A 16468-nucleotide genomic window follows, 5' to 3' on the forward strand; every position below is an offset into this window, starting at 1 on the left:
CCGCAATGCGTGTTCGCAATGCGCGTTCCTGAACCTTCCAAGTATTGTATTCGGCTCGAAATGCTTACTCCTGAAGGAGGAAAATCCGCGCCGGGACCATGCCCGCAGGTGATAGTACCGGGGCGATCCACGGCGCCCGTGCTCCAGCGCGGCGGCCGGGATATGAGCACACGGCATGGAAAGAGGCGGTGCGCGGACCGCGAGATGGAGAGGTTAAAGCGAGGCCGGCCTGTATCCGACTTCAAGAAGAGTAGGAAGAGCGTCGGGACATCAAGGGGGGCGGCGGACCCCGGAGCGCGCCGCGCCCGGGGCGGGAGCGCGTGTTGGCGGGGGCCACGGCGGCCGCCGTCAGCGAGCGGCCCGGCCGGGCGGCGGCGGGAACCTGATGGGCGGAAAGGAGAGGCTGATCCGCCCCGCCGGTAGTCGGCTCCAGGAGATGGAAGATGTGCCCCGGCGCTGCCATAATCATGGTTATGAGGCCGGGCGGTCCAGGACGGTCGCGACGCGGACATGAGCGCGGCGTCGGCGGAAATGACGGCGCCGCTTACCGCAGGTAACGCCGTGACATGCGGCAGCGAGACGGCGGGTCCGTATAGTCGAAAGCCAGCCGTCCGATAAGTCCAGACGGAGGGAGCTCGCATGCAGGGAAGGATCCTGGTGGTAGACGACGAACCGGAGATCCTCAGGGCGGTCAAGTTCTACCTCGAGGACGAGGACTTCGAGGTGCACGTCACCGAGGACGGAAGCCGCGCCGCGGAGCTCGCGGAAGCCCTGCATCCCGACCTCATAATCCTCGACGTCATGATGCCGGTGACCGACGGCATCCAGGTATGCCGCCAGCTCCGCTCCCGATCCCGCACCCGCCTCATCCCCATCATCTTCCTGACCGCGCGCGAGGCGGTGGAGGACAAGATCAAGGGCCTGGAGGCGGGGGGGGACGATTACGTAACCAAGCCCTTCAGCAACCAGGAGCTCCTGGCGAGGATAAAGGCCCATATCAAGCGCTCGCGCGAGGAGCTCAGCTCCCACCCCGTCACCGGCCTGCCCGGCGCGGTGACGGTGGAGGACGAGGTCAACCGCCGTCTCCACGCGGGGGAGATCTTCACCGCCGTCTTCGCGGCCATGGAGCACTACCGCCCCTTCCAGGAGGCCTACGGGGTGAGCCGGGGCGAACGCCTCCTCCTCCACATGGCCAGGACGCTGGAGGAAGCCCTGGACGCATGCGGGGCGGAGGGATGTTTTCTGGGACAGCCCTCTTACGAGGAATGCATCCTCCTCTTGCCGCCCGACCGGGCGAACGAGGTGTGCTCACGCGCCGTCGCCATCTTCGAGGAGGGCAAGCTCGATCACTACCTTGAGCAGCACCGCCGCCTCGGCGAGCTGACCTACTACGATTACCGCGGCGACCTCGTCCGCGCCCCCCTGGTCTTCCTCGCCCTGGGAGGAGTGTGCAACTCCAAACGCTTCATCGCCACCTACGCCGCACTCGCGGAATGGGGCGCCCAAGTACTCCTCAAGGCCCGCGCCCGCGGGCGCGGCGGCCACGTCCTCGAGGAATGATGGCCATGGCCGGGGAACTGATCCTGGTGGTGGACGACGAGGCGAACATCGTGGAGCTGGCGCGCCTGTACCTGGAAAAGGAGGGGTTCCGGGTCGCCCAGGCCTCGGGAGGCGAGGAGGCGCTGCGGCTCTTCGAGGAGCTGCAGCCGGCCCTCATCATCCTGGACATCATGATCCCCGAGCCGGACGGCTGGGAGGTATGCAGGCGCATCCGTTCCCGCTCGCGCCTGCCCATCATCATGCTCACGGCGCGGGAAGACGAGGTGGACAAGGTGGTGGGCCTGGAGCTGGGCGCGGACGACTACCTCACCAAGCCCTTCAGCCCGCGGGAGCTGGTGGCCAGGGTAAAGGCGGTGCTGAGGCGCACGCAGCCCGCTCCCACATCCTTGGAGGTGCTCCACCTGGATGACCTGGTCATCGACTGCTCGCGGCGCCGCGTGACCCAGGGAGGTAGGGAGGTGGAGCTCACGCCGCGGGAATTCGACCTGCTGTTCGTCCTCGCCCTCAACCGCGGCATAGTCATGAGCCGCGAGAAGCTCCTGGAGCGCGTGTGGGGCTATGAGTACTACGGCGATACCCGCACCGTGGACGTGCACATCCGCCACATGCGCGAGAAGCTCGGTGAGGACTCCTCCAACCCCCGCTACGTGGAGACGGTGTGGGGGATGGGGTACAGGTTCCGGGAAGGGAAGAAGTGAGGCCATGGCGGAGAGTCGAGCCCGCCCCTTCCGCTCCCTGCGCGGGCGTTTTCTCTTCTATTTCCTCATCCTGGGCGTCTTGAGCCTACTGCTCTTCGGCGCTCTCTTCGCCTACCTGGCCTGGAGGGAGCGCGGCCGCGAGGAGCAGGCCGCCCGGGACGTACTGGTGGAACAGGCGAGGGAGATGGGGCGCGACATGGCAATGCTCTTCGCCCTGGGAGAGCGCCTGCCAGGCTCCGCCCTGGCCGATACCCAGAGGGTCACCCAGCTCCTGCGCCTGGAGGGAAAGCTCATCAAGGCGGTGAGCGTGATCGTGGACCGCGGTGGCGAGGTGGTGGCCCCCCGCCCCATACCGGCGCGCACTCCGCGCTCCTTCGACCCCGAACTGCTGGCGGAGAACGAGGTGATCGCCCGCCAGGGTTCATTCGGGATCCTGGGCGAGGTCTACCTGGTGTCCGTGCCCCTGAACATACCCAGCCATCCCGAGTACCACAACCTGCTGGTGGCCAAGCGCCCCCAGGACCTGGTGACGGTGTCCGGCGCGGAGATAACTCGCTACCTAGTCATCGCCGGCGGAGCCGCCCTGCTGCTCTCCATCATCATGGCCCTGTACCTGAGTTCTTATGTGCTGCGGCCCCTGCGCAACCTCACCCACGCGGCCTGGGAGCTGGCCCACGGGAAGCTGGAGCGGAGGGTGGAGGCGTCGGGGCAGGACGAGATCGCCGAGCTCTCGCGCTATTTCAACTACATGGCGGACCGCATCCAGACCAGCGCGCGGCTGCAGAAGGAATTCGTGGCCAACGTCTCCCACGAGATCAGGACCCCCCTCACCTCCATCGAGGGGTTCTCCCAGGCCCTCCTGGAGGACATGGTGGAAAGCGACGAGGATAGGCGGCGTTACCTGGGCATCATCGCCGAGGAGAGCCGGCGCTTGAAACGGGTATTGGAGCAGCTCCTCGCCCTCTCCCGCATAGATGCCGGCGCCTGGACGCTGCAACCCTCTCCCCTGCCCCTGGGGCCCTTCCTCCGCGAGTTGGTCGAGAAGGTCATGCCCAAGGCAAGGGACAGGGGGTTGGAGCTCAAGCTGGCCGCGGGCGATGACCTGCCGACGCTGGAGACCGACCGCGACGCCCTGGAACAGGTGCTGCACAACCTCCTGGATAATGCCGTCAAGTTCACGCCCGAGGGGGGCGAGGTGATCCTTTCCGCCGACCCCCTGCCCCTGGGCGGGGCACGCATCCAGGTCAGGGACACCGGGCAGGGCATCCCTCCCGAGGAGCAGGAGCGCGTCTTCGACCGTTTCGTGCGCGTGGAGCGCTCGCGCTCCCAGCGACACGGAGGATCGGGGCTGGGCCTCTCGGTGTGCCGGGATCTCGTCCGCCTGCTGGGCGGCAGCATCTCCCTTTGGAGCCAGCCCGGCAGGGGTACCGTCTTCACGGTGGAGCTGCCGCCGGAGATCAACCGGTGAGGACCAGGTCTTGCGTCTTGTATAATTTACCATGCTCTTCCATGCAGCGACTCCCGGGAGGAGCGGGGGTCAAAGTTAAGTTGTCGCCGGGACCGCTGCGCGCTGCGCCTGAGCAAGGGCCTCGATGACCCACTTTCGTCCTCCGCGTCCCTCCCTGGGGGGACGCTCGAGGTGGCTGGGACCCCGAAGACGGATCATCGCCGGGACCGCGACGCGATGGTATAAACGGGTGAGGGATTCAAGAACAAGGGCCTGGCCCCGTTTTTTAGGCGAGGAGAGAACATGCCCGAGCTTCCCGAGGTAGAGATCATCCGCCGGCAACTGGAAAGAGAGCTGGCGGGCGGGCGCATAACGGGCTGCGAGGTGTCGCTGCCGCGGCTGATCACCTATCCTACCCCCCTGGGTTACCGCCGGGGGCTTAGGGGGAGGCACGTGCTGGCCGTGAGGCGACGGGGAAAATACCTGCTCCTGGAGCTGGAGGGCGGCCGGGAGCTGGTGATCCACCTGGGGATGACCGGCTCGCTGCTCTTCTCCCGCCCGCACGAGGAGCGTCCCCGCCACACCCACCTCGTCTTCCACCTCGAGGACGGCAGGGACCTCCTCTACGTCGATCCCCGCACTTTCGGCGAGACCGCACTGCTGCGAAAAGGGGACCGCCGGCCGCTGCGCGGGCTGCACAACCTGGGCCCCGAGCCCCTCGCGGAGGACTTCGACTGTACCTCCCTCTCCTCCGCCCTGCGCGGAAGGTGCCGCGTCAAGTCGGCGCTCATGGACCAGTCCCGCATCGCGGGCATCGGTAACATCTACGCCGACGAGGCGCTGCACCGCGCCGGCATAAGCCCCCTGCGCCGGGCTTGCGACCTCACGCCCGGGGAGACCGCGCGCCTGCACGCGGCCCTGCGGGAGGTGCTCGCGGAAGCCATCGCGCGGGGAGGCTCTTCGGTGAGCGATTACGTGGACCTGCGCGGCGAGCGCGGCTCTTTCCAGGAGGCCCACCGCGTCTACCGACGCGCCGGGGAGTCCTGTCCACGCTGCGGAGCCCCCATCCGCCGCGAGGTCATCGCCGGACGCGGCTCCTACTTCTGCCCCGCCTGCCAGGAGTAGTGATCGGCGGGGGAGACGGGGTCCCCGCGTCCCCTATACCCCGCCCGAGATTGCGCGGGCCGCGGACGCCCCCTGCGGCAAGCGCCGGCGGTGCCCTCCTTCCCGGACCTCCTCCCCACCGCCAAGATGACGCGGGCTTCCTGCGAAAAGCCTCGGTGCCCCGGATCCCGCCCAAGTGAAAGGGGCCGGGCGCCGTGCCCGGCCCCTTTGTATGGTAATTATTACCAGGTACCGTACCCGATGGAGCAGGAGCCTCCCGCCTTGCGCGAGCCGTCCTGGGGATCGGTGTATACGAAGTACATGGCCCGCTCCACCACCACCCCGGAGGAGCAGGCGGCATTCACCCCCGCCGCCTCCATGGGACAGGCCTCCACGCGGACGGAGACGTCCGTCGCCTCCAGGCCCGGCACGTCGTCCACCTTAACCGTCATGCGATAGTTGGGCGGGCAGTCGCGCTCCTCCACCATGGGCTCCCCGCTGGGGGTCATGTAGGTTAGTTCTATCTTCTGCCAGAAGTCGTAGGGGTTCATGATGAGTACGAAGGTGTCGAATCCCCCGCCGGTGTAGCCCTCGGCCAGGAACCACTTGGGACGGGTCTCCGGCGCGCCGATGGAGGTGGCCCCATCGCTTGACGCGCCGTATCTGAAATAGACGGAGCGCTCGGCCACGATCCCCGCGGGCACCTTCTCCATCGTGAGATCGACGTCTCCGGCGATACCGTCGAAGATCCGCGGCACCTGGGACTCGCCTTTCTTCGCGTTCACAAGGCCGGTCACCCTGTCCTTCAGGTAGGCATGGGCTTCCTCGGCGCTTACCCGGTTGTTGCCGTTGGTGTCCGCGGCCTTCTTCCCCAGCGCCTCCACGAAGTAATACGCCCAGGCGCCGTTGCCGTAGTCGCCGCTCGCGGCGGTGAAGTCGGCCTCGGGGAACTCGTACGACCTCTCGCCCCTGTCGCAGGAAGCCAGGAGCACCCTCCCTGGAGCGGCCAGTTCCTCAGCGATGCCCCCGCTGTTGTCGCAGCTGAAGAGGCCCACCAGTTTCTGGGTCGGCCAGTCGGAGAAGTAGCCCTCCAGCTCGTCCACGGAGACCCTGCCGTCATAGAGGTCCAGATAATCGCCGGAGGCGTCGGTCGAGCTGCGGCCCCCGAAGAAGAAGACCACGATGTCGTCGGCGTCGGTGTTGTCGGCCAGCCACTCCATCTTGTGCCGGAAGTTATCCACGCAGGCGTTGTCCCCTTGGTAATAGAAGTACGTGAAACCGCCGTTGTCCGCCAGGCGGTGCTTGATGTCGTACATGTCGTCAATGGCATACTCGAGGTCGGTCCCATCCGGGTAGTCCTCGATGCCGAAGAGCACCGCGTAGCGCTTGACCTCGCTCTCCTCGCCGGCCGAAGCGAGCTGCACCTGGCGGGTGGCGGTGACCTTGGTGGACACGTCCGTTCCCTCCAGTCCGGGCACCTCGTCCACGTGGATGGTGTCGCGGGCCCAGGGCTTCACCCCGGCATGGGTCACGCTCACCGGCTCGAAGCCGGGCTTATTGGAGTAGAAGGTGTAGGTGATGTCCACCGTGTCCCAGGAGGGGTTCATGGCCATCACCCAGGTGTCGAAATCCCCGCCGGTGTAGCCCTCGGGGAGGAACCACTCCGGGGAGGTGCCGGTGGTGCCGATGGAGCAGGAGCCGCCCGCCTTGCCGTAATAGTCGAAGTACATAGCCCGCTCGGCGACAAGCGGCCTGTCGGAGAATATGCAGGTCGCGACGTCGGTGTCGTCGAACCTCACCTGCTTGGGTTCCCCGCCGCCCCCCTCGCCGGTGGCGGGGATGAAGTTCTCCTGTCCCTCCGTCCACACCAGCTCGTCGAGCTTGATGGTCTTCCTGCGCCCGGCCGGAATACTGGTCTTGAACATGTAATAGCGGCCGTCCTGGGGCTTCAGCAACTTGACGTGCACGTTCTCGGCATCCTCCTCGCCGGGGTTCATGAGCAGCACGTAGGTGTCGAACCCGCCCCCGGTGTAGCCCTCGGGGAGGTACCAGCTCCAGGCGGGGGCGGTCGCGCCTACGGTGGCATGGCCGCCGGCCCTTTTTCCCTGCCCGGCCTCGTAGTTGAAATACATGGCCCGCTCCGCGATGATCCCGTCGCTCTCGCAGACCACCTCCGCCGCTACCTCCTTCTTCTCCAGCCCGGGGACGGTGTTGAGGAATATAGTGGTCCTGGTCTCCCCATTCAGCGGCACGTCCAAGGAGATGGGCTCCCCGTCCGGCGTGAAGAACCGGCAGTGGGCTATATCGTCACTCTCGTTGGGGTTCTGGATGAGGATCCAGGTGTCGAAGTCGCCGCCGGTGTAACCCTCGGCGAAATACCATCCCCTGGCTCCGCAGGCCGCCTTGACCTCCTGCGCGGGCGCCGCCGCCGTGCCCATGGCGCAGAGCAGCCCGCCGAGGACCAGGGCCAGCAGGACCGTCGCGAACCTCTTTTTCCCGCTCATCTCGCAGCTACCTCCTTTTCGTCGCCAGAGACGGGAAGTCTGCCCCCTTCCGTACCCCGGCTCAAGCTCGCGTTGCCCTTGCCTATCACATCGACGCGCCGAGTACGTCCCTTGAGATGCGGCAAGTTCCGCACTCACGCATATATGAACGGCGGCTGCGGCGCATCATTACAGATCGAGGAACGAAAAAACCGGCCGGGAAGGGAAGCCGGTATGAGGCGCCGGGGGCCTCCGGGAAAGCCCCGCGCGCGCCGGCACTGAGGTCCAGGGGCTCGAGAAGCTGGCCTCGGCGGCGGGGCCGGAGGCGGAAACGGGAGACTTTCGCCCCGGGGGTCGCGGCAGGGCGGTCGCGGCGGCAATCCGCCATCCCGATCCGCCTTTCAGTCGGGTAAGAAGCCCGGCAGAGGGTCGCCGGCGGCGGGGCGCGGCTCGTGGGCTGGGGCGCCGGGCGGTTCCACGGGCCTCCGCCGCGTGGTGAATGCGCGCGCCGTGCCTTGCGGCTCCACGCGGACCGACCCCGGACGAACACGGAAGAACAACCCGTCGATGGTCGCCGATATCAACATGCGTATCCCCGCCACCGCCCCCAGCGAGGAGCTGCCGGAAAGGCGCGGCCTCATCTCCACCGCCGTCTCGCGCACCCTGAGGCCGCAACCGCACAGCAGGAGCAAGGACCTCACCTCCGGATAACGGCTGGTATCCGCGCTGGCCAACAGGCGCATGGCCTGACGCGAATAGGCGCGGAATCCGGATGTGGGATCGGTGAGGGGGATGCCCGTGCGCCGGCGGAGTAGCGCCCTGAGCCAGGAGATGCCCGCGCAGCGGAAAAAGGAGGGCGCATATGACGGCAGCGTATCCGCCATGAACCTGGACCCCACCACCACGTCCGCCTCTCCGCGCACCAGCGGTTCCAGCAGGTCCTGGATATGACGGGCGGGGTGCTGTCCGTCGGCATCGAGCCTCACCGCGAAAGAATACCCGTGTTCGAGGGCAAAGGACAGCCCGTGACGCTCCGCCTGGCCGACTCCCTCGTTACGCGGCAGGCGCATGACCAGGGCTCCTTCCGCCAGTGCCCCGGCGCCCGTGCCGTCCCGGGAGGCATCGTCCACCACCAGGATCTCCATGCCGGGGCACGTGGAACGGATCTCCCTCACCACCCTCTCCACGTTCCCCTCCTCGTCCCGGGCGGGCACCACCGCCAGCGCGGAACCGCCCTTCCCTCCCGCGCCGCCTTCCGGCCGGTCAGAAGGGCTGTGGGGGGAAGGGTCCTGCCATTTCCGCCCGACCTCCCTCTCCACGTTCCCCTCCTCGTCCCGGGCGGGCACCACCGCCAGCGCGGAACCGCCCTTCCCTCCCGCGCCGCCTTCCGGCCGGACAGAAGGGCTGTGGGGGGAAGGGTCCTGCCACTTCCGCCCGACCTCCCTCTCCACGTTCCCCTCCTCGTCCCGGGCGGGCACCACCGCCAGCGCGGAACCGCCCTTCCCTCCCGCGCCGCCTTCCGGCCGGTCAGAAGGGCTGTGGGGGGAAGGGTCCTGCCATTTCCACCTGTTTCCAACCACGAAGAGGTCGAGCACGATGGCGGCCACCGCGGCCAGGACCAGCGCATACGCCGCCCAGAGAGGAAGCGCCGAGGCGGCGGCGGAGACGCCCTCCTCAACCTCGCCGTCTCGTACGAGGAGCAGGTAGCCGCCAACCCTTTCCGCCGCCGACCAGCCCTCACGCGCCGGGAAAGCGTCCGTTTTGCCGCCGGCTCCCGCTCCCGCTCCTCCCCCACCGGCAGGAGGCACAGCCTGCGGGCCGGCGTTCACCACCGCCAGGGTCGCCACTTCCCACGGATCCCCCCTGCGCTCCGGCTGCACCTCGTGGAACATGCCCTGGGTGACGCACCTTCCGGTCAGGGCGTAGATGAGATCGCCCAGCCTGCCCTCGGCCACGTAAACGGTGTCCCCCGGATCGCTGCGGGCCTCGACGGCGCGCATGAGTTCCATGTTCTCCTTACCGAACGCCTCTCTGGAGCCGGGGAGCCCGGCTGGAACCGGCTCCTCCAGCCTCAAGAGCACCGTGAGTACGGTGGGCTGGAGCCTCAGGGCAGTCGAGCCTCTCGCCGGCTCTCGCAGGCGCAAGAGGCGCTGTTGCCGCGCTCCGGCCACGCCGCCCGTCCCGCCTGCCCTGTAGTCTCCACCCGGCAGCGGGGGCGCCCCCTCCCGTAAGTCCGGGTTGCCCCCTCCACCCGGCATGCCCCCCGTACCTCCTGCCGGCCCACCGCCCAGGTACCCCGCGGCACCGGGCGGCAAGCCCGTCGCACGCGGTCCGCCTTCGGACGCCAGTACGGGGTAGACGAAGAAAACCGCCACCGCTATGAGGGCCATGGTCGCGGCGGCCAGCATCCCCGCCGAGGCGCTCGCGCGTTCGCCGCGGGACAGGCGCTCGCGCAAAAGCCCGTGCACGCGGTCCAGGGCCACGCCCCCCAGCATAGCCAGGGGCAGGAAGACATGTCCCTCCCAGAAACGGTGGGAATAGAAGAACGCAATGGGCACCATGGAGATGAGATACGCGGGGAGCAGGTAATACTGCATGCGACGCAGGTAGCATACCACCACGCCGGCGGCCGCCAGACCCCAGAGGAGGATGTGCAGCGCGAAGCCTCCGCCCATCCCGGGCTCCGACACCGAGAAACTCCCCAGGTTGGATGCCACTACCACCCCCCAAGGCAGGTAGAGGAAGTGGGCGGCGGCCAGTATGACCGCGGTCCTCTTCCAGAGCTCGCGGCGGTGGAGCATATAAACGGCCAGCGCCAGCGCCGCCAGGTGACCCAGCACGAGGTGCGCGTAGAGGCACATGGCCAGGAGCAGGGAGGCGGCGAGCTTGCGGTCCTTCTCCAGGGCCAGGAACACCAGGGGGGTCAAGGCGAGCACCACGGAGGCGGCGATGGTGATGCCGGCCTGGTAAAAAAAGGCATAAGGAACCGCCAGGAGGACGAGGGAATAAAAGGCGGCCCGCGGCCCGAACAGCTTGCGCACCGCCCACCACATGGAGATGAGGACAAGGGGGAACATGACCACGCAGACCATGGTGGCCACCGTCTCGGGAGAGAGGCCCGCGTCCTCCAGCAGGGACATGCCCACGTGCAGGAAGGGCGGATAGATGTGCGGGCGACCCGAGGGAGCGGAGTCCCAGAAGTCCCAGGTCACCACGCCTCCCGCCTCGCGGAACGCGCGTGTCACCGCCATGTGATAGGGGATATCGAGGTATACGGGATACATGGACAGGTTCGCGAGGATGAGGACCAGGCACAGGAGCAGGAACAGGCCCGCCAGGAGGTCGAAGGGATCTCTCCCCCTCCACCAGGACAGGATGCCCGCCTTCATCTTCGCGCCCTTTCCTTGTATGCCGGGTCACCGGGGGGAGGGCCTCCCGGGGGGGACCGGAGGACCTTCCCCCTCCCCGGTGCCGGCGGTTCGAAGCGTGGAATACCCTTCCTCTTTCCCGTCCTTTACCGCATGTATCCCCGCATATCGCCTCTCGTGAGGACGGCAGGCGGCCGAGAGGGCCTTATCCGGACCCCAGCGCGTCGCTCACCGTACGCTTCAGCTCCTCGATCTTCACCAGCGCCTGGTCGATCTTCTCCACCGCTCCCCGGGTATCGCCGGCATCCCATGCCTCCCAGGCCGCCTTGAGATCAGCCCTTATGGCCTCCCTCGCGACCCTGGTGGTCTCCGCGACCAGCTTCAGCGGGGCCATCTTCTCGCGCAGTCCCTTCGCCAGCTCGCGCCTTTTGGCGATGCCTTCCCGCCAGCTCTCCTGCTCTCCCATCCAGGCGGAACGGTTTTCGCGCACGTATTCCCGGATGCTCTTCGTCAGGGGCGCAAGGGTTTTCCTTAGCTCCCTCATCGCCTCCTTGAGCTGGCCCAGCTTTTCCTTCAACTCCGGCGGCACCTCTTCTCCTTGCTCCTCATCGAGATGCTCCTCCTGATTCCCTTCCGGCTTCTCCTCCTGCGCCAGCACGGAGCCGGGGACGGAGAGGAAGAGCGCCGCCGCCAGCGCCGCCGCCAGCGAACTCAGGATTACGCTCACGGACCTGCTCTTCATGGTCATCACCTCCTTTTGCTTCCATAATCGTGGGTGATCTTTATGCCGGCTTAAAGAATCTGTAAAGAATCCGTTAAAAAGATCCGCCACCCGCCAAAACCCATACCCGGAGCGAGACCGTTACCCGGCGGCCCGGGCCGGTCATCTCTTCCGGAGGGGAAAACGCACGGGCATAGGAGACGGGCCATACGCCGCCCCCTTGGCGGGTGTCGCCTGAATCCCACCCCCCTGCCCGGAAGGGGTTGCCGGCGAGGCCGCATGGCGCGCGGAGGAGAGCGCCGGGCGCTTCCGCGCAAGGCCCTGCCCGGGAACGACCGGGTCGGTACGAGCGAGGCCGCGCCTGAGGCGGCCTCGTCTCCCGAGCAAGCTCTCATGCGCGCCGAGCGAGACCGTTACCCGGCGGCCCGGGCCGGTAGAATGTCTCCTCGCTTGATATGGGCGAGCCGGTATACCCTTTCGGGCGACCCTCTATCGCTCAAAATACATAGGGCGCTCGCAGACCACGGGGGCGGAGGCGCGCACGGATACCGAGACGTCCTTACCCGGTCCCAGGAGATGGTTGACGTGGAGGGTGGAGCGGGAATGGGGAGGAAGGTCCAGGGCGTGGGGGATGACCTCGCCCTCCCCGGTCATGAAGGAGAGCTCGGCCCTCACGGCGCGGTCCTGGGGGTTTAGCAGGCACAGCCACTCCTCGAAGCCCTCCCGGGTGGTGCCCTCGGCGAAGTGCCATTCCTCCCCGGGGGCGGGGACGCCGGTGACGCAGTGGCCCCCGGACCAACGCAGCCCCACGGCGAGGTCGCGCACGTGCACGCCCATGCGCGAGGGATTAAGGGTCACGTCGTGTCCCCCCTCCCGCAACACGGCAGCGGTGCTCTCCAGCATGACGCGGAAGGCGTTGTACGGATACCCGGTGTTGCGCGTCCCGTCGTGGTAGGGAGAGGTCCCCTCGGTGTATGGGGTGTCGGGATCATGCCTCCCGTAACCGCTGATGGGGTAGAGGACCTGCTTCCCCGCGTACCAGTCCAGGGCCACGGGGTCCTTTCCCGCCGGGAGCACGTTCGCCCGCACCGCTTTGGAATAGGGACCCGCGGGGCCGTCGGGGTGCGCGGGGCTCACCCAGATGGCGTCGATGACGTTCAGGTCCGGGTAGATGACCTCGTTCATAATCCTGCCCATGAAACCCCGGTAAATGAGGTCATGGTGCACGTTCTCGGTCTTGTGTATGGAAGGGACTCCCATGAAGTTCTTGAGGGCCGCGGTCACCCCGGTGGCGTTATGGCTCTTGAGCACGGGCACGTTGATGAGCTTGATCCTGCTCTTATCGTAGCCTGACCCGGTCCAGACGCCGTTGCGCAACGATATGCAGGTGCCGCGCCCGGTAACGAACTTGGGGTAGGAGACGTTGTCGCCCAGCAGCACATAGCCCTGGCGCATGTCGCCGGCGTCGAACTCGTACACCGCCTCGTCGGTGAAGGACCACCAGCTGGATGCGGACACCCTCGCCGGATCGCCGAAGGAATCCACCACCGCCCGGAAGGACTGGGAGGGGTCCTCGGCGTTGTTGCGGACATGGTCGTAATCCGGGCCCCCCTCGCAGTTCTCGACCAGCACCACCTCCCCGGTGAACCCGTCGGGATGCCTGAGCACCGCGGAGATGAGTCCCCGCACCACGTCGGTATTGGTCATGCCGCGCTGGTCCCACGCCGCGTTGACCTTGATGAGCACCACGTCGTCGGGGGAGACGATGCCTTCCGGTCCCGCTCCCGGATAGTCGGCGGCGCTGCGGTAGAAGGACAACCCACCTTCGTCGAGAAAGCGGATGAGCCCGTCCACCCCGGCATGCGCGGGGCTGCCCGCGGCCGGCACGGGCACGTTTTTCACCACGAATATGTCATGGGACCCGTCTGCCAGCTCCCCCGTCCAGGCCGAAAGCTCGAGGGACGCCGCCCGGAATCGGGCCTCTTCCGGGTCGAAGATGCTTCGGCCTTCCGCATCCACCCCGACCTGGCCGCCCAGGGCGAGGGAGAGCAGGGCCACCATCGCCAGGGCCGAGACCGCCGCCGGGCGGCGCGCTCTTACCCGTTTTCTCCACGCCCAGCGTGCCATCCCCGCGCCCGCCGCCCCTATCACCCAGGGGGCATGAAGCGCCGCCGCCTGCTGGCAGGGATAGCGGAGGCGGGAGGGCTTGCGCGCGCTGCGCAGGGCCAGCCAGGCGAGGCAGAGGAGGCTGAAGGCGGGGTAGAGGTATCCGTACAGCTTCCCGCCCTTTATCCCCTGGGTCCCTATATCCTCCTGGAGCCCTTCCCGAGCCGGTGATACCGAACGAGTTCCCTTCACCCTACTCACCCCCGGCTGCCGTACCTTGCCAGAGCTGAGAACTGGCGGAACCATACCTGGGTGAGGAAGGCATAGCCGTAGAGCAGGGCTCCCTGCCCGCCCAGGATGTCCAGTTCCCGGCGCGCGGCGGCCACCGCCAGCACCCCCACCAGGGCGGGATAGAGGGCGAACGCGGCCAGGAAAGCGGCAAAGACCGGCCATCCCACCAGGCCCAGGACGAAAAAGAGCAGCGAGAGCGAGAAGGCAGCCAAGCCAAGGGCGGGAGCAAGGTTGACGAAGAGCCAGAAGGCCGGCAGGTGGACCATCCCCAGCCATCCGTAACCCCGGCGCAGTAACATGTCCGCATGGGAGGCGAAGGATCGTTTCATGCCCCGCCTCATCTCCGCGACCTCCCGCACGTGTTCGCCCCATGTACGCGGAAAACACCGTCTGGCCACGAGCTGGGGGAGGAATGCGAAGCGGTAGTGCCTGCCGCTCTCGCGCATCAGGCGGTGAAGGCGCAGCGTCATGTCCATCTCCGCCTCCGGGACCCGGGAATCGGGGAGGAACCCGCCCGCCGAGACGAGGTCCTCCTTGCGGTAGAGGACGAAGGCTCCGGACGCGACGGCCGGCCCGCCCAGGTAGGGGGAGCCTGCCAGGTAACCGAGCTGCCAGCGCAGCGACTCCATGAGGGAGAACCTGGTAATACGGCGGGGAGGCAGAAGGTGGTCCCCTTCCATCTCCAGGGGTATCTCCACCCCCATCACCGCCGGGGCACACGCCTCGGCCTCCATGAAAGGCCTGACCATGCGGAGAAGGGCGTCCTCGGCCAGGTAGGAACTGCGGTCGGCCACGCCGAAGAGCGGGTAGCGTGCCAGGTTGAGCGCCAGGTTGAGAAGCTCGCCTGTCCGGGCCCCGCCGGCCGTCGCCAGGGTCAGGCGCCGGTCGTCGCTCTGGTAGACCCTCTCCGGGGACGGGGCATCCAGCGCCTTCCTGTACACGCGGTCCACGCGGCGCAGGTAATAGGTCCTTACCAGCAGGTCCGCCCTCGAGTCCTCGAGGTCACGGCACAGGACCAGCACCTCGAGGCGGGGAAAGCGGTGCGCGAGCACGTGGTCCACCCAGCGGACCGGGTCGTCACCCGTGGCGTCGATGTCCACGGCGATGCTCACGGGGGGCACCAGGGCACTGCGGGAAAGGCGGTGCGCCTCCTCGATATATCCCGTGAACCTCCAGCGCCGTGCCGCTCGATAACCCATGAGCAGCAGCTGCAGATGTAGGGAATAGAGGAGAAGGTAATAGGCGATGGCCAGGTATGCCAGCACATTATACAGGGACATCCTACCCTCGCCCCTCTTCCTCCCCGGCGCCGGCCCCGTCCTCGCGCACGTCCTCGCCCTCCGCCGCTCCCCCTCTCGCACGGGCGTAATCCTCCAGGACGTCTTCCAGCTCCCGGGAGCCGGACCCCGCCAGCAGGTCTCTCAAATCGTTTTTGAGCCCTCCCGGGGGGAGGTCCAGGAAGACCTGGATGATGGTCCCCACGCACCCCATCTCCGCCAGGCGGCGGACGACGCGCTCCGCGCGTGCCCTCTCTCCCTGTCCTCCCAGCTCCCTCATCATGCGTTCCACCGCGCCGCTCTCCTCGAGGGCCAGCGCCGCCGTCTCCCGCGCGAAGCGGTCCTCGCTCCAGAGGGCCTCCACCAGCAAGGCCTCCCCGGCCGCGCCCGTCTCGCGCAGCGCCTCCGCCGCGTTGTTCCGCACCCACCACTCGGGGTCGCGCAGGGCACGGGCCAGCAGGGGGGCGTCTTCCCCCTCCCCGATGCGCCCCAGTGCCCTGGCGGCCTGCGCCCGCACCTCCCAGGCGGGGTCTTCCAGGGCCGCCGCCAGGGCGCGGCGAGACCCCGGCCGTGCCATCCTCCCCAGGGAGGAGGCGGCGCGCGCCCTCACGTCGACCTCCCCGTCACGGAGCGCCTCCTCCAGCCGCCGGGCCACCTCCTCCCCTCCCACTCCTCCCAGGACCTCGGCCGCTAAGGCGCGGTGGCGCGGGTCCGCGCTTCCCAGCAGCTCCACGAGGACGGCGCGCGATTCGTCTCCCGCCTCCTCCACCGCCTCGGCCACTTTTTCCTGGGACCAGCGCCCTCCTCCCTCCAGTCCGTCCAGCATGGCCTCCAGCGCCTGCCTGGTGCCGATCCTTCCCAGGGCGAAGAGGGCCGCCTCCCTCACCTCCTCCCGCGGGTCCGCGAGCAGGGTCTTCAGCTCCGGCACGGAATCGGGGTCGCCGATCCTGCCCAGTCGCCGTGCCGCGTCGCTGCGCCTGGACTTGCGCCGCGAGCGCAGCTGCCGCAACCTCCGTTCCCTGAACCCTGCCAGGCCGTAGAGGGCGATCACCTTCTCCTTCACGCCCTCCGCTCCCTCGTCGCCCATGCGCAGCAGGACCTCTTCCAGGGCATCGCGGTCGGGATCCGGGAGCAGGGTCTCCAAAGTCTTTTCGGGGGAGACCTTCTGTAGAGCGGCGTAGAGGATGGTCTCGTAGCCGCGCATGGTCTCCAGCCGGCGCGCCCGTGCGTAGATCCTCAGGATTCGCACCAGGAGGTAGGAGGCGAAAAGGGCGAGCGATACCACCAGCACCAGGAGGATGGAAAAGAGTGCCAGACCCATGCTCACCCCTTCGCTCTCGCCGGCAGGTCCCATGGCACGCCTCTGATATTATAAATCGTGTCGCCGACGCTTGACAGAAAGGCGAGGTGGCG

10 protein-coding genes are annotated in these 16468 nt (G+C 67.7%); 4 read left to right on the forward strand and 6 right to left on the reverse strand.

Features of this window, described 5'->3' with window-relative positions; genetic code table 11:
• The first annotated feature begins 639 nt into the window (after positions 1 to 639).
• The 4 genes from H5T74_05205 to mutM all read left to right on the forward strand — a co-directional run bounded on the left by H5T74_05205 (position 640) and on the right by mutM (position 4830).
• On the forward strand, positions 640 to 1560 hold the full coding sequence (locus tag H5T74_05205) for a response regulator (GenBank protein ID MBC7229774.1): 921 nt from the start codon (positions 640 to 642) through the stop codon (positions 1558 to 1560).
• Positions 1561 to 1565: 5 nt separating this feature from the next.
• On the forward strand, positions 1566 to 2258 hold the full coding sequence (locus H5T74_05210; GenBank protein MBC7229775.1) for a response regulator transcription factor: 693 nt from the start codon (positions 1566 to 1568) through the stop codon (positions 2256 to 2258).
• Positions 2259 to 2262: 4 nt separating this feature from the next.
• Complete coding sequence (locus tag H5T74_05215) at positions 2263 to 3726, forward strand: HAMP domain-containing histidine kinase (GenBank protein ID MBC7229776.1); 1464 nt, start codon at positions 2263 to 2265, stop codon at positions 3724 to 3726.
• A gap of 282 nt (positions 3727 to 4008) precedes the next feature.
• On the forward strand, positions 4009 to 4830 hold the full coding sequence (gene mutM / locus H5T74_05220) for a bifunctional DNA-formamidopyrimidine glycosylase/DNA-(apurinic or apyrimidinic site) lyase (protein ID MBC7229777.1): 822 nt from the start codon (positions 4009 to 4011) through the stop codon (positions 4828 to 4830).
• 221 nt (positions 4831 to 5051) lie between these two features.
• On the opposite strand, the gene H5T74_05225 is transcribed toward mutM, so the two are convergent.
• The 6 genes from H5T74_05225 to H5T74_05250 all read right to left on the reverse strand — a co-directional run bounded on the left by H5T74_05225 (position 5052) and on the right by H5T74_05250 (position 16376).
• Positions 5052 to 7313 (reverse strand): caspase family protein, encoded by a 2262-nt coding sequence (locus H5T74_05225; protein ID MBC7229778.1) that lies wholly within the window; start codon positions 7311 to 7313, stop codon positions 5052 to 5054.
• Between the two features lie 380 nt (positions 7314 to 7693).
• On the reverse strand, positions 7694 to 10681 hold the full coding sequence (locus tag H5T74_05230; protein MBC7229779.1) for a glycosyltransferase: 2988 nt from the start codon (positions 10679 to 10681) through the stop codon (positions 7694 to 7696).
• A 184-nt stretch (positions 10682 to 10865) separates the two neighbouring features.
• The gene (locus H5T74_05235; protein ID MBC7229780.1) at positions 10866 to 11402 is read right to left on the reverse strand and encodes a hypothetical protein; all 537 of its coding nucleotides are present in this window, start codon (positions 11400 to 11402) and stop codon (positions 10866 to 10868) included.
• A gap of 468 nt (positions 11403 to 11870) precedes the next feature.
• Positions 11871 to 13739 (reverse strand): DUF362 domain-containing protein, encoded by a 1869-nt coding sequence (locus H5T74_05240; protein MBC7229781.1) that lies wholly within the window; start codon positions 13737 to 13739, stop codon positions 11871 to 11873.
• A 5-nt stretch (positions 13740 to 13744) separates the two neighbouring features.
• Positions 13745 to 15058, reverse strand: a complete 1314-nt coding sequence (locus H5T74_05245; protein ID MBC7229782.1) for a glycosyltransferase family 2 protein — start codon at positions 15056 to 15058, stop codon at positions 13745 to 13747.
• A 1-nt stretch (position 15059) separates the two neighbouring features.
• On the reverse strand, positions 15060 to 16376 hold the full coding sequence (locus H5T74_05250) for a HEAT repeat domain-containing protein (protein MBC7229783.1): 1317 nt from the start codon (positions 16374 to 16376) through the stop codon (positions 15060 to 15062).
• Between the last annotated feature and the right edge of the window lie 92 nt (positions 16377 to 16468).

This window comes from Actinomycetota bacterium (assembly GCA_014360645.1).
GTDB lineage: Bacteria > Actinomycetota > Geothermincolia > Geothermincolales > RBG-13-55-18 > Solincola_B.

Bases quoted from the DNA above. Each gene is read 5' to 3' on its own strand.
- H5T74_05210 (MBC7229775.1), top strand. From the start codon at position 1,566: ATGGCCGGGGAACTGATCCTGGTGGTGGACGACGAGGCGAACATCGTG.
- H5T74_05225 (MBC7229778.1), bottom strand. From the start codon at position 7,313: ATGAGCGGGAAAAAGAGGTTCGCGACGGTCCTGCTGGCCCTGGTCCTC.
- H5T74_05250 (MBC7229783.1), bottom strand. From the start codon at position 16,376: ATGGGTCTGGCACTCTTTTCCATCCTCCTGGTGCTGGTGGTATCGCTC.
- H5T74_05230 (MBC7229779.1), bottom strand. From the start codon at position 10,681: ATGAAGGCGGGCATCCTGTCCTGGTGGAGGGGGAGAGATCCCTTCGAC.
- H5T74_05205 (MBC7229774.1), top strand. From the start codon at position 640: ATGCAGGGAAGGATCCTGGTGGTAGACGACGAACCGGAGATCCTCAGG.
- H5T74_05245 (MBC7229782.1), bottom strand. From the start codon at position 15,058: ATGTCCCTGTATAATGTGCTGGCATACCTGGCCATCGCCTATTACCTT.
- H5T74_05215 (MBC7229776.1), top strand. From the start codon at position 2,263: ATGGCGGAGAGTCGAGCCCGCCCCTTCCGCTCCCTGCGCGGGCGTTTT.
- H5T74_05235 (MBC7229780.1), bottom strand. From the start codon at position 11,402: ATGAAGAGCAGGTCCGTGAGCGTAATCCTGAGTTCGCTGGCGGCGGCG.
- mutM (MBC7229777.1), top strand. From the start codon at position 4,009: ATGCCCGAGCTTCCCGAGGTAGAGATCATCCGCCGGCAACTGGAAAGA.